This is a genomic window from Waltera acetigignens, assembly GCF_025567015.1.
In the GTDB taxonomy this organism is placed as follows: Bacteria; Bacillota; Clostridia; order Lachnospirales; family Lachnospiraceae; genus Acetatifactor; species Acetatifactor acetigignens.
The window spans coordinates 112,694-130,949 of sequence record NZ_JAOQJO010000011.1; the positions used below are offsets into that span (position 1 = coordinate 112,694).

At 44.7% G+C, this 18,256-nt stretch carries 11 protein-coding genes; all 11 read left to right on the forward strand.

Annotated elements, in window-relative coordinates; all coding sequences use genetic code 11:
• Positions 1–7 precede the first annotated feature (7 nt).
• The 11 genes from OCV96_RS11595 (at position 8) to OCV96_RS19635 (ending at position 18,175) form a co-directional block, all read left to right on the forward strand.
• Positions 8–415: a PrgI family protein gene (locus tag OCV96_RS11595; protein ID WP_055307226.1), complete on the forward strand. Its 408-nt coding sequence runs from the start codon at positions 8–10 to the stop codon at positions 413–415.
• Complete coding sequence (locus OCV96_RS11600; protein ID WP_055264210.1) at positions 363–2,816, forward strand: VirB4-like conjugal transfer ATPase, CD1110 family; 2,454 nt, start codon at positions 363–365, stop codon at positions 2,814–2,816. Before OCV96_RS11595 ends, OCV96_RS11600 begins: the two co-directional genes overlap by 53 nt.
• 18 nt (positions 2,817–2,834) lie before the next feature.
• Entirely contained in the window at positions 2,835–5,543 is a 2,709-nt protein-coding gene (locus tag OCV96_RS11605; protein WP_055264212.1) for a CD1108 family mobile element protein, read from the forward strand.
• Positions 5,544–5,561: 18 nt separating this feature from the next.
• The gene (locus tag OCV96_RS11610) at positions 5,562–5,825 is read left to right on the forward strand and encodes a DUF4315 family protein (RefSeq protein WP_055264214.1); all 264 of its coding nucleotides are present in this window, start codon (positions 5,562–5,564) and stop codon (positions 5,823–5,825) included.
• The gene (locus OCV96_RS11615) at positions 5,800–7,557 is read left to right on the forward strand and encodes a CD1107 family mobile element protein (RefSeq protein ID WP_055307225.1); all 1,758 of its coding nucleotides are present in this window, start codon (positions 5,800–5,802) and stop codon (positions 7,555–7,557) included. Before OCV96_RS11610 ends, OCV96_RS11615 begins: the two co-directional genes overlap by 26 nt.
• Positions 7,558–7,559: 2 nt before the next feature.
• Positions 7,560–9,677 carry a type IA DNA topoisomerase gene (locus tag OCV96_RS11620; RefSeq protein WP_262594596.1) on the forward strand — a complete coding sequence of 706 codons (2,118 nt, stop codon included), beginning with the start codon at positions 7,560–7,562 and terminating at the stop codon, positions 9,675–9,677.
• Between the two features lie 16 nt (positions 9,678–9,693).
• Positions 9,694–9,960, forward strand: a complete 267-nt coding sequence (locus tag OCV96_RS11625; protein ID WP_006859511.1) for a hypothetical protein — start codon at positions 9,694–9,696, stop codon at positions 9,958–9,960.
• A 14-nt stretch (positions 9,961–9,974) separates the two neighbouring features.
• Positions 9,975–10,109 carry a hypothetical protein gene (locus OCV96_RS11630; RefSeq protein WP_006859512.1) on the forward strand — a complete coding sequence of 45 codons (135 nt, stop codon included), beginning with the start codon at positions 9,975–9,977 and terminating at the stop codon, positions 10,107–10,109.
• Positions 10,109–11,212, forward strand: coding sequence for a DUF5688 family protein (locus OCV96_RS11635; RefSeq protein ID WP_055264221.1), 1,104 nt, complete (start codon positions 10,109–10,111; stop codon positions 11,210–11,212). Before OCV96_RS11630 ends, OCV96_RS11635 begins: the two co-directional genes overlap by 1 nt.
• Before the next feature lie 12 nt (positions 11,213–11,224).
• Complete coding sequence (locus OCV96_RS11640; RefSeq protein WP_006859514.1) at positions 11,225–11,560, forward strand: helix-turn-helix domain-containing protein; 336 nt, start codon at positions 11,225–11,227, stop codon at positions 11,558–11,560.
• A 72-nt stretch (positions 11,561–11,632) separates the two neighbouring features.
• On the forward strand, positions 11,633–18,175 hold the full coding sequence (locus OCV96_RS19635) for a DEAD/DEAH box helicase family protein (RefSeq protein ID WP_334307852.1): 6,543 nt from the start codon (positions 11,633–11,635) through the stop codon (positions 18,173–18,175).
• Positions 18,176–18,256 lie beyond the last annotated feature (81 nt).

Genomic DNA, 18,256 nt, shown 5'->3' on the forward strand with positions numbered 1-18,256 from the left:
GAACGATATGGCAATATCCGTGCAGGTGCCAAAGGATTTGTCCGGTATCAAGACAAAAGTGGCACTGAACTTGACAAAGAGACAGATCATCTGTTTCAGCGGTGCGGCAGTAGCTGGAATCCCCTTGTATTTTTTAACCAAGGGACTGATCGGAACATCAGCCGCATCACTTCTTATGATGGGAGCAATGCTTCCGTTCTTCTTTTTTGCGATGTATGAGAAAAACGGGTTTCCGGCGGAGAAGATTTTATATTTTATGCTCCGGCAGAAGATACTCACACCGGGCATCAGACCATACAGGTCGGAAAACCTATACAAGCAGTTGGAAGAAAAAGAGAAATTACGAAGGGAGGTTCGTTATCTTGAAGAAAAAGCAAAAGGCAGAACCGGAAAGCCGCAGAAAAAGCAGTTATAAAGGCAATAGCAGGAACAACAGTAAAAGTGGCGGTCTTACCTTTTCAGAAAAGAAGCGTCTTATACAGTTAAAGCATATTTTATCGGGAAAGAGCATTGAGAAAGAAAAGCCGACTACCGCACAAAGGACGATCACTTTTGAAAAGATGTTCCGTGACGGTATCTGTCAGGTCAGCCACCGTTATTATACAAAGATGGTGGAATTTTTTGATATAAACTATGAGCTTCTGGAAGTGGATGACCAGGCGGACATACTGGCACAGTACAGTAAGCTCATCAATTATTTTGATCCGTCTGTGAAGTTTGAACTGGTGCTTTTCAACAGGCAGGTCAACGAGCAGATGCTTACGGAACAGTTTGACATTCCGTGGCAGGAGGATGATTTTAACGATATTCGTGAGGAATATACGGAAATGTTAAAGAAGCAGGCGGCAAAGGGCAACAACGGTATCATCAAATCAAAATATCTGATTTTTGGTGTAGAAAGCAACGGCTACAAGGAAGCCAAGAGCCGCCTTAACAACATTGAAAAAGATGTCATACGAAACTTAAACAATATAGGAACCCTTGCGAGGGGACTGGACGGAAAGGAAAGACTGCGCATCCTGCATGAGTATTTTAACCAGGATACCATGGAGCCTTTCCGTTTTTCGTTTAAGGATCTGGCTGAATCCGGTAAGTCGGTCAAGGACTATATTGCACCACCGGGATTTGATTTCCGCTATCCGAACCGCTTCAAGTCGGGAAATATGTATGGCTGCGTGTCCTATCTGGATATTATCGCACCGAAGTTTACGGACGAGCTGATCAAGCATCTTCTGGATATTGATGCTAATCTTACGATTTCCATGCACATGCAGACGGAAGATCCGGTAAAGGCAATCAAGAAGTTAAAAGCGGTTATTTCCAATATCCAGAAAATGAAGATTGAAGAGCAGAAAAAGGCAGTCCGAAGCGGCTATGATATGGATATTCTTCCAACAGACATCGTGACTTATGAAAAGGACACGCTGGAATTTCTCGATGATTTGAATACGAGCAACCAGAAGATGATCAACATGACATTCCTTATTACCTGTTATGGCAGAACCAAGCGGGAACTGGAGAGCTTAATGCAGAGGGTGTCCGGTATCATTCAGCAGGCAAACTGTGACCTCAGATGTTTACAGTATTTGCAGGAACAGGGACTTATGGCATCCGCACCGATTGGATGCAATGAGACAGGCATTGAGCGTACTCTTTCCACAAAAAGCACCGCAATCTTAGTACCATTCTGCACACAGGAGTTATTTATGCCTGCACCGGCAATCTATTACGGATTAAATGCACTTAGCAACAACATGATCATGGCAGACAGAAAAAGGCTCCGTACACCAAACGGAGTTATCTTAGGTACTCCCGGAAGTGGTAAGAGTTTTAGTGCAAAGCGTGAGATTTTAAGTTGTTTTCTTATCACAAAGGACGATATTATCATCTGCGATCCGGAGGGAGAGTATTTTGCTCTTGTGGCTGCACTTCATGGACAGGTGGTAAAACTTGCCACCAATTCCAAAGACTATCTGAACCCTATGGATATTCAATTGAGCCATAAGGGGGATAAGGAAGCATTAAAACTGAAATCTGATTTTATCATAACATTATGTGACCTGATCGCAGGTGGCAAGGACGGTCTGGAGAACGATGAGAAAGGTATCATCGACGAATGTATCCGTCATATTTATGACAAGTATTTTGAAAATCCGGTGCCGGAAAATATGCCGCTGCTGGAAGATTTATATGATGCCCTGTTAGCACACAAAAATCCAAAGGCGGAGCGTATCGCAAACAGCCTTGTGCTGTATGTGCATGGTTCCCAGAATTACTTCAACCACCATACCAACGTAGACAGCGGCAATCGTATCATGTGCTTTGACATCAGAGATTTGGGAAACCAGTTGAAAGAGCTGGGTATGTTAATCGTGCAGGATGCGGTTTGGAACAGGGTATCGCAGAACAGGGAGCGAAAGATTGCTACCCGTTATTACTGTGATGAGTTCCACCTTCTTCTGAAGGAGAAGCAGACAGCTATTTATTCCGTGGAAATCTGGAAGCGTTTCAGAAAATGGGGCGGTATTCCGACAGGTTTGACGCAGAACGTGGGCGATTTTCTTCGTTCTGAGGAGATTGAAGGTATTTTGGGTAACAGCGATTTTGTGTATCTGTTAAATCAGAATGCCAAAGATCAGGCAATTCTCGCTGATAAGCTGGGACTTTCTGATAAGCAGCTTTCCTATGTCACCAACTCCGAGCCGGGAAGTGGTCTGATACTGTTTGACAATGTGGTAATTCCATTTGTAGACAAATATCCGACAGACACCAAGACTTACAGAATTATGAATACCAAGCCGGAGGAATCGGTGTAGAAGGAGGACGCAGTGTAAATGGCAGAAAAAAGACAGAAGAAGCAGGCGGCAAAGGCATTTGAAAAAGAGACATTTTCCAAAGATAAGGAAGTGACTGGAGTAAAACATATAGAACACAGGCAGGACAACACCTTTTCTGTGGAAAACCAGTTTAGTGCCAGCGAGAAGCCTGTGAGCAATCTGCCAAGGGATGCGAACCATGGCAGTCGTACAGGAAAAGCAACTTCTGGTCACAGCGTCCAGAAGTCAGAGTTTAATACTGGGACAGAATACAGGAAAAATAATAAGAAAAAATATTACCGACAGCAACAACAGGACACTTCTGGTCACAATGTCCAGAAGTCGGAAGCCGAAGCGGAAAAGACATTCTTAAAGGAAAACAGCTTTATCAATGAGGAAAACGGTAATGCTACAAATTTCCATACAGAGGACGCAGACAGTTTTCAGGACAATTACCACGTTAGAAATACCTACCAACGGTCTGAGGAAAAAGGAAAATATCACAAAAGGCGTGTGCAGAGAGAACACGCACACAGAGAGCGTGCAAAGTCAGAAAATGCAAAGCAGTCCGATTATGGAGATCTTCAGACAAAGGACGCCACATTTTCGCAGGGGCAGGCGGACGAATTTACAGACCAAAAAGTACAGAAGGCTTTTGATAAGTCGGAAAAGAACCGCCGAAAGTTGCAGAAAGCAAAGGACAAGATGCCGACAAAGCGGCAGTATGAGATGAAGCGTGTCTTTGATGAACAGACCGGAAAAGCAAAGTATGTGGTGGTTCCGGTGGAAGTGGAGAAGCCATTCAAGCCGGACGGACTGGGAAAAACTGCGGTTCACAAGCTCCAGACCGAAAATATGTATTTTGTGCATCGCAAGATTGCAGAGACAGAAAAGGATAATTCTGCTGTGGAGGGCGCACACAAGACGGAACAGCGAGCCGAGGATATTTACCACTATATAAAGTATCACCGCAAGAGCAAGGCACAGAGAAAGCGTGACCGCTTAGAGCGATTGCACAAAAAACAGGTTACAGTGGATATGAAGCTGGAGTATGAGAAATTCATCAGTGAAAATCCACATCTAAAGGGCAACAGTCCAAAGAAGCAGTTGCAAAGGCAGCTACAGAAACAGCGCATCAAGCGTGAGTATGCCAAGGCAAGGCGGGCAGGAGCAGAAGCCAAGACTGCAAAGGAAACATTTACAAAGACAGCCAATGCTGCAACTGGGATTGCAAAGAAGTTACAGGAAATTGCCACGAAAAATAAAACACTGATTATCACAGTGGGTATTTTTGCACTTCTGCTCATTATGATCATGTCGGCACTATCAAGCTGCGGTTCCATGTTTACCGGAACTGTGACAACAACGATGGCAAGCACATATCTTAGCCTTCCGGCAGAGATTGATGCAGCAGATTTATCTTTTACAGAAAAGGAAATGGAACTGCAAAATAAGATTGACCGGATTGAAACTGATTATCCGGGATATGATGAATACGATTATAACCTTGGTGCAATCGGGCATGATCCGTACACACTGATCAGTTATCTTTCCGCAGTCCATACGGAATTTACTGCCGCAGGAATAGAGAGTGAGATTCAGGAATTATTTGATGCCATGTATTCACTCACTACCGAGGAAGTAGAGGAAACACGGACAAGGACAGTCACAAAGACCGGAACCAGAATAGTAACAAATCCGGACGGGACTACCCGTACCGAGGAATACGAGTATGAGGAGGAAGAAGAATATACCGTAACAATTCTTCGTGTCACACTTACGGTCACACCGCTTGAGAGCATTGTAGCCGGACGCATGGACAGCGAACAGACGGAAATTTTTGGAGCCTATACGGAGACAAAAGGCGGCTTACAGGTCTTTGCTTCTCCGGTTGATTATTACTGGTATTACTATATCAGCAGTTATTATGGCTACCGGAAAAATCCAAACACCGGAGCCGAGGAGCTTCACAGGGGTGTGGATATAGCGGTGCCGACAGGAACGTTTGTATATGCGGCACATGATGGAACGGTAACAGAAGCAACTTACGATTCCTATTATGGAAATTATGTGGTGATTACGGACAGTAAGGGATATACCACAAAATATGCCCACATGGACAGCTTAAATGTGTCCGCAGGGCAGAGTGTAAAAAAAGGTGACAATATAGGCAAAAGCGGAAATACAGGAAGCAGTACCGGAAGCCACCTTCATATCGAATGTCTGTATAACGGGGAATATTATAACCCGTTATTTTATTTTGAAGCAGGAGAACAGACCATTTATGGAGAAACAACGGGCGGCACCGGAGGAGGAACCAGCAATGTGATACCGCCGGAATCCTATGATGATGCAACCGTACAGACGCTTATGCGTGAAGCAAACAGGTATCTGGGAATGCCATATACTTTTGGCGGCACAGCTCCGGCTAGTTTTGACTGTTCCGGTTTTGTATGCTGGGTATTTTCAAACAGTGGCGTACATAACCTGCCAAGAACCACAGCACAGGGCATTTATGACCAGTGTACTCCGGTATCAGCGGCAGATGCAAAGGCAGGGGACATTATATTTTTTACAGGAACCTATAATGCAGGACGTCCGGTTACACACGTTGGTATCTACTGTGGAAACGGTACGATGGTGCATTGCGGTGATCCAATCCAGTACACATCAATCAATACTTCTTACTGGCAGAGCCATTTCTATGGTTTTGGAAGATTGAATTAGCGAAGGGAGGAATTATTTTTGTCAGTAGAACGAATCAATTCACAGCTTAAAAAGGTCAGAGAGCAGATAGCACAGCTACAGGCAAAGGAAAAAGACCTTGCAGAACAGAAACAGATGGCGGAGGATGCCGAAGCCATGAAGATCATACGAAAATATAAAATCTCATCGGAGCGTTTGCAGATGTTAAACAAGCTCAGTGAGGATGAAGTCAGAAATTTATTACAGAAACGGGAACAGGAAAAGGAGGTTTCAATCAATGAAAAACAGGAAATTATCGGCTAGGGCGGTAGTGTCCCTTATGCTGTCGGCAATACTTTTTTGTATGCCGATGGGGGCATTTTTTGCCAACAGGACAAACACGATAGAGGTTCATGCGGAGGATAGTGCAGAGCAGAAAACAGAGAGTGCGGCAGAGGAAGGCAGTGCAGAAAGTACAGCGTCCGGTAATGATAATAAGGACAGTTCCGGTAGTGGAGAAAATCATACAGAGCAGTCCACGGAGAATACAACAGAAAATTCCACAGAAGGCACAACTGAGGAGACACAGCCTGCCGCAAAATGCACCTGCAAAGAAAAGTGCAGCCAGTATGCGGTGGATGAAGATTGTGAGGTGTGTGCAAAGAACTATAAGGAATGTACCTATATCAATCCGAGCGTAAAAATCACAATCAATACATCTTCTGGGTGGCATAACGATACCACTAAGGTGATAGTCAAAGTAGAAGATACGATAGTTTCCGGTAATTTTACCGTTCAGACAGTAAAGGCGAAAGTCGGGCAGAATGGAAGCTGGACAGATATTACCGAGGATATGTACATAGAGATTTCCGAAAACAGCACTATTTATGTGCAGGTCACAGACCAGAAGGGCAAGACCTATGAGAAAAATCGCTATATCAAGTGCTTTGATTTTACGAAGCCTACCTTAAATGCGGCAGTCAGCGATGGTCTATTGAGTATTCAGGCACATGATACGGATTCCGGTATCAAGGCAATCTATGTCAATGGCTATGAGTTTACCGACCATACGAATGGTGCTTTGAATATCCGTCTGCAACAGTTTGATGCAGGATATCAGTATTTCACGATTTCAGCCATGGATAATGCAGGAAATACCTCAGAAATCTATAAAACAGCCAATCCGTATTACACCGATCCGGAAAACAAGGACAGCAATGAAAAAGATCCGGCACAGCAGCTCCCGGTGGATGCGTCAGCAACCAAGCCTAGCTCTGCAACCGCACAGGTTACAGACCATACCAAGACAGACAGCAATGGAAATACTGTTTCCCAAACAGGCAGTGGAACAACTTCAAGCAGTACAGGAACATCAGCCAAGCAGTCCCCGAGTACGGGAGATACTTCTAAGGATACCGACCAGAGCAGTGACAGCCAGACTTCTGAAAAAGGCAAGGAATTTTATACAATCCAGACTGCATCAGAAAAGGTATTTTATCTGGTGATTGATCGTGACGGGGAAGATGAAAAGGTATATTTCCTTACCGAAGTCAGTGAAAATGACCTGTTAAATACCACAACGGATAACAGCGAGACACTTCCGAAAAATTCAGCGGCATTGGAATCTGCAATCCCTACCAAAGACAGCGCATTATCAAACAATAATGCTGATACCACAGGAGATAAAACACAGGGAGCAGAAAGTGTTGAGGACAGCACCGAAGATAGCACGGAAGATACAAGTGAGCCGAAAGAGGATACCGCAAAAGCAGATGGTTCCGGCTTTACATATATTTTAATGGGCATTGCTGCGGTAGCTGTGATCGGAGTGGTATATGTTGTGAAATCCAAGAAGAAAAAGGAAAACTTCATTGATGAGGATGAAGATGAGGACGAGCTTGACGAGGACTACGATTATGATGACGAGGAAGAAACCGAGCAGGATTCCGACGAAGCATTCATAAATGGTGGTGATGATACAGAATCAGTAGACACAGACGAGAATGACAATGAAGATAACAACAATGAGAATGATGAAGAAAATGGGGAGGAATAGAGATGGAGCTTGTAATTGCAGAGAAGCCGAGTGTGGCACAGAGCATTGCGACAGTTCTTGGTGCCACACAGCGTAAGGACGGATATTTGGAAGGCAATGAGTATCTAGTATCATGGTGTGTGGGACATCTGGTAGAACTGGTACAGCCGGAAAGCTATGAGGAAGCATGGAAGAAATGGAGTTATGACAATCTTCCGATCATCCCACAGGAATGGCAGCATGAAGTGAAAAGTGATACGAAAGCACAGTATCAGATTTTGAAAAAACTTATGCATGATGACAGGGTGGATGCAGTCGTGTGTGCTACCGATGCCGGAAGGGAGGGAGAGTTGATCTTCCGCCTGACCTACAACATGGCAGGGTGCAGAAAACCGATGAAACGATTATGGATTTCTTCCATGGAGGAAAGTGCTATCCGTGACGGCTTCCATAATCTTCGCCCAGGCAGTGATTATGACAATCTGTACAAGTCAGCACTATGCAGGCAGGAAGCAGACTGGCTTGTGGGTATCAATGGGACAAGACTTTTTACGGTATTATATGGCGGTAAGGCATTGAAGGTTGGCAGAGTGCAGACACCGACACTTGCCATGCTGGTGGATCGTGAAAGCAAAATCATGAATTTCAAGAAAGAAGCCTATTATATGGCTCACATCATGGGAAATGGTCTGGATGCGGTATCAGAGCATATCAGTGATAAAACGGAAGCAGAGAGGATTGCAGGAGCCTGTGAAAACGGACAGGCTCTTGTCACTTCCGTGGTAAAGGAAGAAAAGTGGGTAGCACCGCCGAAGCTCTATGACCTTACAACACTTCAGAGGGATGCAAACCGTCTGTTTGGTTTTACTGCCAAGCAGACATTGGAATATACGCAGAGCCTTTATGAGAAAAAGTTAGTGACTTATCCAAGAACAGACAGCCAGTATCTTTCCGATGACATGGAAGGTACTGCAAAAAATGTGATCGAAGCGATTTTCAATTCTCTGTTATTTGAGCAGAATATCATGTTCAATCCAGATATTAAAAGAATTTTGAACAGCAAGAAAGTGACGGACCACCACGCAATCATTCCTACTATGGAGATCATCAAGCAGGACTTAAAGGCAATCCCGGAGAGCGAAATGAAGATACTTTCCCTTTGTGCAAACCGTCTGCTGTGTGCGACCGGGGAGAAGCACATTTATAATTCCACAAAGGCAGTGATTACCTGCAACAATACTGTATTTAAGGTATCTGGCAAGGAAGTGTGGAAAAATGGATGGAAGGAATTTGAGGATTTCTTCAAAAATTCCTATAAAACCGCAGAGGATAAATCGGATGCAGAGGAAGAAAAGAAACTGCCGGAGCTTCATGAGGGCATGATGATTGCAGTGGAGCAGACAAAGGTTTCCGAGCATTTCACACAGCCGCCAAAACATTACACTGAAGATTCCCTTTTGTCTGCAATGGAACGAGCCGGAAACGAGGACATGACTGACGATGTGGAGCGCAAAGGACTCGGTACACCTGCCACCAGAGCAGACATTATAGAGAAGTTAGTCAAGGACGGTTTCGTGAAGCGTGAGAAAAAGCAGATCATACCGACAGAGGATGGAATGAAGCTGATTACGGTGCTTCCCGATGTGGTAAAGTCACCGAAACTTACCGCTGATTGGGAAAATGCCCTTACCCTTGTTGCAAAGGGAGAGATGGAGCGTGAGGACTTTATGGCAGATATTGAAACAATGGTATCTGACTTAATCCACACCTACCACGAAGTCAGTGACGAGCAGAAAAAGATGTTCGCACAGGAGCAGAAGGTACTTGGTAAATGTCCGAACTGCGGCGGAGAGGTGGTAAAGGGAAAATACGGAGCTTTCTGCAAGAATAAGTGCGGCATGAATGTAAGCCGGATCATGGGCGTTTCCCTGTCAGATGAACAGGTGGAAAGCCTGCTTGACGGGAAAAAGACGTTGCTAAAGGGGCTTACAAGCAAGGCGGGCAAGAAATACGATGCCTATATCATTCCGAGCGGTACGGAAGAATACCACTACACAAAGGACGGAGAAGAAAAGTCCGGAGTGCAGTTTAAGTTTGTCATGGAGTTTCCCAATAAGAAATTCACAGGAAAGAAAAAATAAAAGGAGGATGTAACAAATGGGAGCAGAAGAAACAAAGAAAATACAGGACAATGAGAGCAAGGCGGACAAGTTTGTCCGTCTTGGGGAGTATCGTGTGAACAAGGTCATTGATGCAATCGGCAGGCTTGAGAACCTTTCCAACCGCACCAATTATGAGTATACACAGGAGCAGGTGGAAGCCATGTTTTCCATTATGGAAAAAAGGCTTTTGGAAGTCAAAGGCAGATTTGCCCCGAAAAAGGAAAAAGAAGATACGTTTTCATTTGGAAGAAAAGCAGAATAGGGAGGAAAGTCAGAATGAAGCAGTTAGAAAAAGAAATCAATGTAACAAGCCAGAGAAACATGATGAAGAGGTACCAGATGTATGGTGCCACAGTATCAAAGCTGACAGAGAAATCACAGAATGACACCAAGAAGGGAGAGAGAAAGTAATGGAATATAGAGATTTTGTAGAACAGGTAAAAGAACAGATACAGGATTTCCTTCCTGAAAAGTTTGCAGATGCTGCAGTTGAGGTCAATCAGATTGTAAAGAATAATGACTGTGTTCTGGACGGTCTGATGGTAAGAACAGAGGAAAGCAATATTGCACCTACCATTTATCTGAATCCATATTTTGAGCAGATACAGGATGGTGCTGAATTGGATGATGTGTTAGCTCAGATTGCAAGTGTGTATCAGTCACATTATATAGATCATGATATAGATGTATCGGCAGTTACCGATTTTGACAAGATTAAGGAAAAAATTGTATGTAAGCTGATCAACGAGGAAGCAAATAAGCAGTTCCTTCAGGATAAACCGTACTCCAAGTTGGAAGATTTAGCAGTTGTGTATCAGATTTTAATGGATAAAACAGGAGAAGGAACTGCGACCATTACCATTACAGATAATCTGATGGATGGATATGGAATCACACTTGAAGAACTGCATGACCAGGCGTTGCAGAATATGGATACTTTGCAGCCACATAGTTTCAAAGGAATGAATGAGACGGTTGCGGAGATGATTGCAGTTGATATTGCAAGAGAACAAAATGTGGGTATGGATGAAGCAAAAGAAATGGCAATGCAGATGATGTCGGATATTCCCGATACCATGTATGTGCTGACAAATGATACAAAAGTAAATGGGGCGGCTGCAATTTTAAACGATGATATCAGACAGGAGATCGCTGAGAAGGTAGGAGATTTTTACATGCTGCCTTCTTCAATCCATGAAACGCTGATTATACCGAAAGATGCGGGAATGGAGTTTAAAGAACTTGAGCAGATGGTACAGGAAGTAAATCAGACACAGGTGGCGCCTGGAGAACGTCTTTCGGATCATGTATATGAGTATGATGCCAAAGAACATGAACTGTTCCGCAGTGACCGGGCAGAGGAACGTGCTAAGCAGAAAGAGGAAAAAGGAGATAACCGTCATGAGCGTGTTTCAGTAAAGGAGAAGCTTGCGGAGAAGAAGGATGCTGTTATTAAAATGAATGCCGGGAAAGAGCATTCTGCACCGGAAAAGAAAAAGGAAGCCGTAATATAGGAGGAGTGGGATATGTATACAACAGGAGATAAGCTATTAAACGTGATGAAAGAGGAAGAAATCGGGATTGCGGAGCTTTCCAAAATTTCCGGTGTGCCGGAGAGAATAATCCTTGACATTATGGCAGGAGTTAAGGAGCCGGAGCTTGGTGCTATGTGCAAGATTGCAGAGGGACTGGGTATCTGTGTCCATGAACTTCGTGCGGATGAGGAGAGTTATGCGGTATCCGTTCCGAAGGATACCCTTGCCAAGCTGATTGTTGTCAGCGAGATTAACGGAGTGGAACTTGAGGAACTGATTAACTGTATTCTGGAAAAAGGTATTGAGGAGCATGGTTTTTATGCCTGATGCCGATAAGTAACTGATCACAGGCTGTAGGGTGCTTAAAGTGCCTTACAGCCTTTTTTACGGAGGTTTACCATGAGAAAATATAAATTGATTTCCGCACTGGCAGAGGAAACAGCAAAAGAAGTCGTGCGGAATGAAGAAAACTGGAGGAGATACCTAAATACTGCTTCCAGATTGTATAAATATCCATTTAAGGAACAGCTTTTAATCTATGCCCAAAGACCGGAGGCAACCGCCTGTGCTTCCATAGAGATATGGAATGAAAAGATGCACTGCTGGGTAAACAAAGGTGCAAAGGGCATTGCACTGATAGATGAGGATAGTTTTTCCGGTTTGAAGTATGTCTTTGATATTTCAGATGTGCATAAGGCAAGAAGAATCGGACAATTCCCTAACCTTTGGGAAATGCGTGAGGAACACATGGAATCGGTGATTTCCCGTCTGGAAAAGACTTATGGGGATACCGACAGGGAAGCCGGGTTTGTGGGACGTATCCGGGAGATTGCCGGACGGATTGCAGAGGACTGTTATAAAGAGCTTGCTTCAGATATGGAATACTTAAAGGAAGGGAGCTTTTTAGAGGAACTGGACGAGCTGAACGTGGAAATAAGGATACGGGAAACCCTTGCCGACAGCATTGCCTATACTGTTTTAAAGCGTTGCGGCATGGAGGAGAGCGAGCTTGCCGAAGAAATAAACTTTCCTTATATCCATGAGTTTAACACAGTGGAAACACTGTCACAGCTTGGCAGCAATGTGTCTGATTTATCCAAGCCAATCCTTATGGAAATTGGAAAAGCAATCGGAGCGTATGACAGGCAGATTGCCCAAAATCGGGAAGAAACGAGAGTAGGCAGGGAACGTATCGACACCCATGAGAAAAATATCGAAAAAGGACTTGCAAATGCATCTGAAGCAGACTATAATGCGTTAAAGCGTGAAAGCGAAAGTCAAGACGAACAATCTATCACACAGACCGGAGAAGCCGGGGAAAGGAGCAAATATGATGAATCTGACATACGAGAAGAACGGGGATTATCAGATACCGATGGTAGCAATGGACGAACAGCCGAAGGAGGTACTGACAAAGTACGGACTGATGAGGAAGAAGTTCTTACAGGAGCACAAGAACGGAGTATATACGGGACTTCTTCTGAGCGGGAAGCTGAAGGAACACCTGTTGATGATACAGGAGCAGGCAGAGGAGAGAATGGAGCTTCTGACCAGACAGATGAAGGAGAGAGAGGGGATAACGGAGCAGATGAAAGCAGAGAATCAGATGCTCTGGGTAGCGAAGATGAACAGCATCGTACACTCGGCAGAGGAGATCGTGATGACGGAACTAATCTACAGTTAAATATCGAACAGCCGGAGGGAACCTATCAGCAGTTAAGCCTGTTTCCGAGCTTTGAGGAACAGGTTGGCACAATCGCAGCAGCGGAAGCAAGTATTCAATATACCATGCCCGCTGCTTTTTCTTTGCCACAGGAGCAGATTGACAGTATCTTGCGTAGTGGCGGCGGTAGGGATAACAGCAGAAAACGTATCTATGCCAAGTATCAGCAGGGTAAGACACCGGAAGAAATGGCAGAATTTTTAAAGAACGAGTATAAGACCACCGGAAAAGGTTTTGAGTTTGACGGAAATCCTGTTTCACTGTGGTTTGATGAAATGGGTATGCGTATCGGTTACGGTACATCGGCAAAGGAAAATACCCTTGCAGTGATGAGTTGGAGCGAAGTGGAGAGCCATATCCGTGTTATGGTGGAGAATGGTACTTATATGAGTGCCAACGAAGTATTCCTTGTGGATGCGGTGGAGCGTGAGAGAATTGCTACGGACATTAACAATTTCTTCCGTGACGGAATATCGGAAATGCCGGAGAGTCTGGAGCTTAAATTTTCCAATTACCCGGCAAGCATGGAAAAGTTGTGTGAGCTTTTAGCCACAACAGAAGGCAGAGAGCTGATTAAGGATGAGCTTGAAAAGGCAAAGGCACAGCTTGACAGCGGAGAAAAGCAGATTAAATGGCGGTATGTGAAAAGACCGGATTATTTATTAGAACAGCTTGCGGATTTAGGTGTGGAAAAGAAAGAATTTCCAGCACTTGATACGGTAGAGGTAAGGAATGAGGACTTTATCACACAGGACGAGATTGATTACAGGCTGGCAGGAGGAAGCGGTTTTGAACATGGAAAATTCCGTATCTATGAGTATTTCATGGAAGGGCATGACAAGAAAGATAACATTGCTTTTCTGAAAAATGAATATGGTACGGGCGGCAGCTCCCACGCACTTCCGGGAAGTGACAGAGCGCACGAGGATCACGATGCCAAAGGTATCCGTCTGGAGAAAGGTAACTATGGCAGTCCTTACGCAAAGGTGCTTTTAAACTGGAATGTAGTAGAGAAACGTATCCGGGAGCTTGTGCAGGCAGATAAATACCTTTCGCCGGAGGGAAAGGAAGCCTATGCACAGTATAAACAGGAACAGGCAGAGAAAGCCATGCAAAAAGAACAGGCGAAGTTGGAGGGTGGTGTAACCAATCAGGAATTAGATAGAGAAACAGGAACTGTTGCTGAAGGAGAACCAAAAGCACCGGAAACCGGAAAAACAGACATAGAGCAGTTAAATAAAAGGCTGTCTGAAATGTCGGCTGTGGTTAAAATCTGCGGAGCATTAGACCGGAAAGATGTGGTTGGCTGGAACGAGAAAACACAGGCAGTCACGATTGCTGACGATGAGCGAGCTTTGGAGGGAAAAGAGGTCTATGATTTCCTTTTTGCAGAAGCGGCAGACTATGTAATGATGCAGACAATCAGCGGCGAAACAGAAAAAGCTCTGGAGATGGACGGTCTGTTAAAGGATGCCGGACAGTATGCGGCACATTATGAGGGCGAGCCTGCCATAGAGCAGACAGAAGAACCGCCTTTGACTGCGGATGATGTTCAAAACCTTGTATTGATAGACCGGGAATATATCAGAGGTACACGAACAACAGTCTATGATTTTGAGTGTGATATTCGTGGGGAACATGATAAGCTGCAATATACGCTTGGATACCATGATGACGGAGAAGGCTTTACCATTCATACGGAGAAGGATGATATTTGGGAACGTATGCCGGAGCCTGAACTGGCACGATTGGAGGGCATTCTTGTCAGGGAAGCATTATATTTTAAGTACCATGATAAAATAGCCGGGGCAAAGAGCCTTGAGGACATGGAGGAGATTCGCTTCAGCATTATGGAAGAAGAATCTCCTTATTTTTCTGCTGTTTCCCAAAGAATATGGGGTGAATATGAACAGAAAAATGAAGAATTGTCCAATCCAATGCAAGAGAGTGAAGTGATTGCCGAACCAGAGCCGCAGAATGAAGCAGAAGCGCCAAAGGAACAGCCACAGATTGACAAATCGGGTGCAGTCAACTTCCACATTGCTCCGGAAACAGAGAAAAGTGACGGGAAAGGCTTTGCGGCAAAAGAAAAATTCCGTCAGAATGTGGAAGCAATCAGAACGCTTGAAAAGATTGAGGGCGAAAACCGTATTGCCACGCCAGAAGAACAGGAGATTTTAGCAAAATATGTGGGCTGGGGTGGTCTTGCTGATGCCTTTGATGAAACCAAAACGAATTGGGCAAGTGAATATCAGGAATTAAAGAGCCTGTTGTCAGCCGAGGAATACGATTCAGCAAGGGAAAGTACCTTAAATGCCCACTATACAAGCCCTGTGATCATCAAGGCTATTTATGATGCGATGGAACGAATGGGCTTTTCCAAAGGTAACATCTTGGAGCCGGCAATGGGTATCGGTAACTTTTTCAGTATGTTGCCGGAAAAAATGCAGGAGAGCAGGCTTTATGGTGTGGAGCTTGATGGAATTACCGGAAGAATTGCAAGGCAGCTATACCCGAATGCCGATGTGAAGATCACTGGCTTTGAAAAGACGGATTATCCCAATGATTTCTTTGATGTGGCAATCGGAAACGTGCCATTCGGTCAGTACAAGGTGGCAGACAGAGCCTACGATAAGCATAACTTCCTCATACATGATTACTTTTTCGCCAAAGCCTTAGATAAGGTCAGACCGGGCGGCGTGGTGGCATTTGTCACCTCAAAGGGAACAATGGATAAGAAAAGCCCGGAAGTCAGAAAGTACCTTGCGCAGAGAGCGGAGCTTCTTGGAGCGATCAGGCTTCCCAACACAGCCTTTAAGGAAAATGCAGGGACGGAGGTTACTTCGGACATTCTTTTCTTAAAGAAGCGTGACAGGGTAATCGACATCGAGCCGGATTGGGTGCATCTTTGTGAAAATGAAGATGGCATAGCCATGAACCAGTATTTTGCAGACCACCCGGAAATGATCATGGGAAAAATGGAAATGGTCAGCGGGCAGTTTGGCATGGAAGCCACCTGTACACCGGATACCACCATTTCATTATCCAAGCAGCTTGAAAAGGCTATATCCCATATCGAGGGCAGCATTGACGAGGTAGAGTTCGATGAGCTTGATGATGAGCTGGCAAGAGAAGCAATCCCCGCCGATCCAGGCGTGAAGAATTACAGTTACACTATCGTGGACGAGAGGGTGTATTACCGGGAAAATTCCATTATGAAGCCTGTGGACGTATCAGAAACGATGGAGCAGCGCATGAAAGGCATGGTGCAGATTCGTGACTGTACACAGGAGCTGATTGACTATCAGTTGAACGAATATCCGGAAGATATGATTAAGAGCAAGCAGGCAGAGCTTAATGAGCTGTATGATGCGTTTTCCAAGAAATACGGTCTGATCAATTCACAGACCAATAAGAGAGCGTTTAATCAGGATTCAAGCTATTGTCTGCTTTGTTCATTGGAGAAATTAGACGATGAGGGCAACTTCAAAGGCAAGGCTGATATGTTTTCCAAGCGAACCATTAAAAAGGCAGAGGTTGTTACAAGCGTGGATACCGCAAGTGAAGCACTGGCGGTGTCATTAGGGGAAAGGGCAAGGGTAGACCTAGCCTATATGTCGGAGCTTACGGGAAAAAGCGAGGAAGATGTGGCAAAGGAACTTGCCGGAATTATTTTCCAGAATCCGGTCACAGAAAAGTGGGAAACCGCAGACGAGTATTTAAGCGGCAATGTCAGGGAGAAGCTGGCAACCACAAGGATATTTGCAGAGAACCGTCCGGAGTTTGCAATCAATGTCACAGCCCTTGAGGGTGTACAGCCCAAGGAGCTTGATGCAAGCGAGATCGAGGTGCGTATCGGTGCCACTTGGATTGAGCCTAAGTACATTGAGGATTTCATGCGGGAAACCTTTGAAACACCGGATTACCTCTTTGACCGCAACCTTGTGGGGGTACAGTATTCCGATGTGACAGGACAATGGAATTTAAAGGGCAAAAATGCGGATCATGGCAATGCTCTTGTCAATATGACCTACGGAACGAGCCGGGCAAATGCCTACCGTATTCTGGAGGATTCCTTAAACCTTCGTGATACCCGTATTTTTGATACGATTGAGGAAGATGGAAAGGAAAAGAGAGTTCTTAACAAAAAGGAAACCACGCTTGCCAGCCAGAAACAGGAAGCCATAAGGGAAGCCTTTAAGGACTGGGTATTTCGTGATCCGGAGCGCAGACAGACCTTGTGTGCCAAGTACAACGAGCTTTTCAATTCCACCAGACCAAGAGAGTATGACGGTTCCCACCTAAAGTTTCCGGGCATGACACCGGACATTACATTAAGACCACATCAGCTTAATGCAGTGGCACATCAGCTTTATGGGGATAATACCCTGCTTGCCCATTGTGTGGGTGCAGGTAAGACCTTTGAAATGATTGCTGCAGCAATGGAGAGCAAGCGGTTAGGGCTTTGCCAAAAGAGCTTATTTGTCGTACCGAACCATTTAACAGAGCAGTGGGCGAGTGATTTCCTGCGCCTGTATCCGGGTGCCAATATTTTAGCTGCCACAAAGAAAGATTTTGAGCCTGCCAACCGTAAGAAATTCTGTTCCCGTATTGCAACCGGGGATTATGATGCGGTCATTATCGGGCATACGCAGTTTGAAAAGATACCGCTTTCAATGGAAAGACAGGCTGCCATGATTGAGCGGCAGATAACGGAAATAGAAATGGCAATCGAAGCGGTCAAGGCGGAAAAGGGCGAGCGTTACACCATTAAACAGATGGAAAAGACAAAAAAATCATTAAACGCAAGGCTGAGCCGATTGAACGATACTTCCCGCAAGGACAATGTAGTAACCTTTGAACAGCTTGGTGTTGACAGGCTGTTTGTAGATGAGAGCCACAATTATAAGAACCTTTTCTTATACACCAAGATGCGAAACGTGGCGGGCATTGCACAGACAGAAGCACAGAAGTCCTCGGATATGTTTGCAAAGTGTCAGTACATGGACGAACTGACAGGCGGCAAGGGCATTACCTTTGCAACAGGTACACCGATTTCCAACAGTATGACTGAGCTTTATACGAATATGCGCTATCTGCAATACAGTACGCTCCAAAAACTTGGTCTTGGCAATTTCGACAGTTGGGCGGCTACTTTCGGAGAAACGCAGACCGCTATAGAGCTTGCACCGGAGGGCTATACTTTAGTAGGACGATAAATAATGCGTTTCTAAATTGAAAATAGGCTATCAAAATCGGTCTTGGAACTTCAAAAAAATATTTTGATTTTCTTGAAAAAC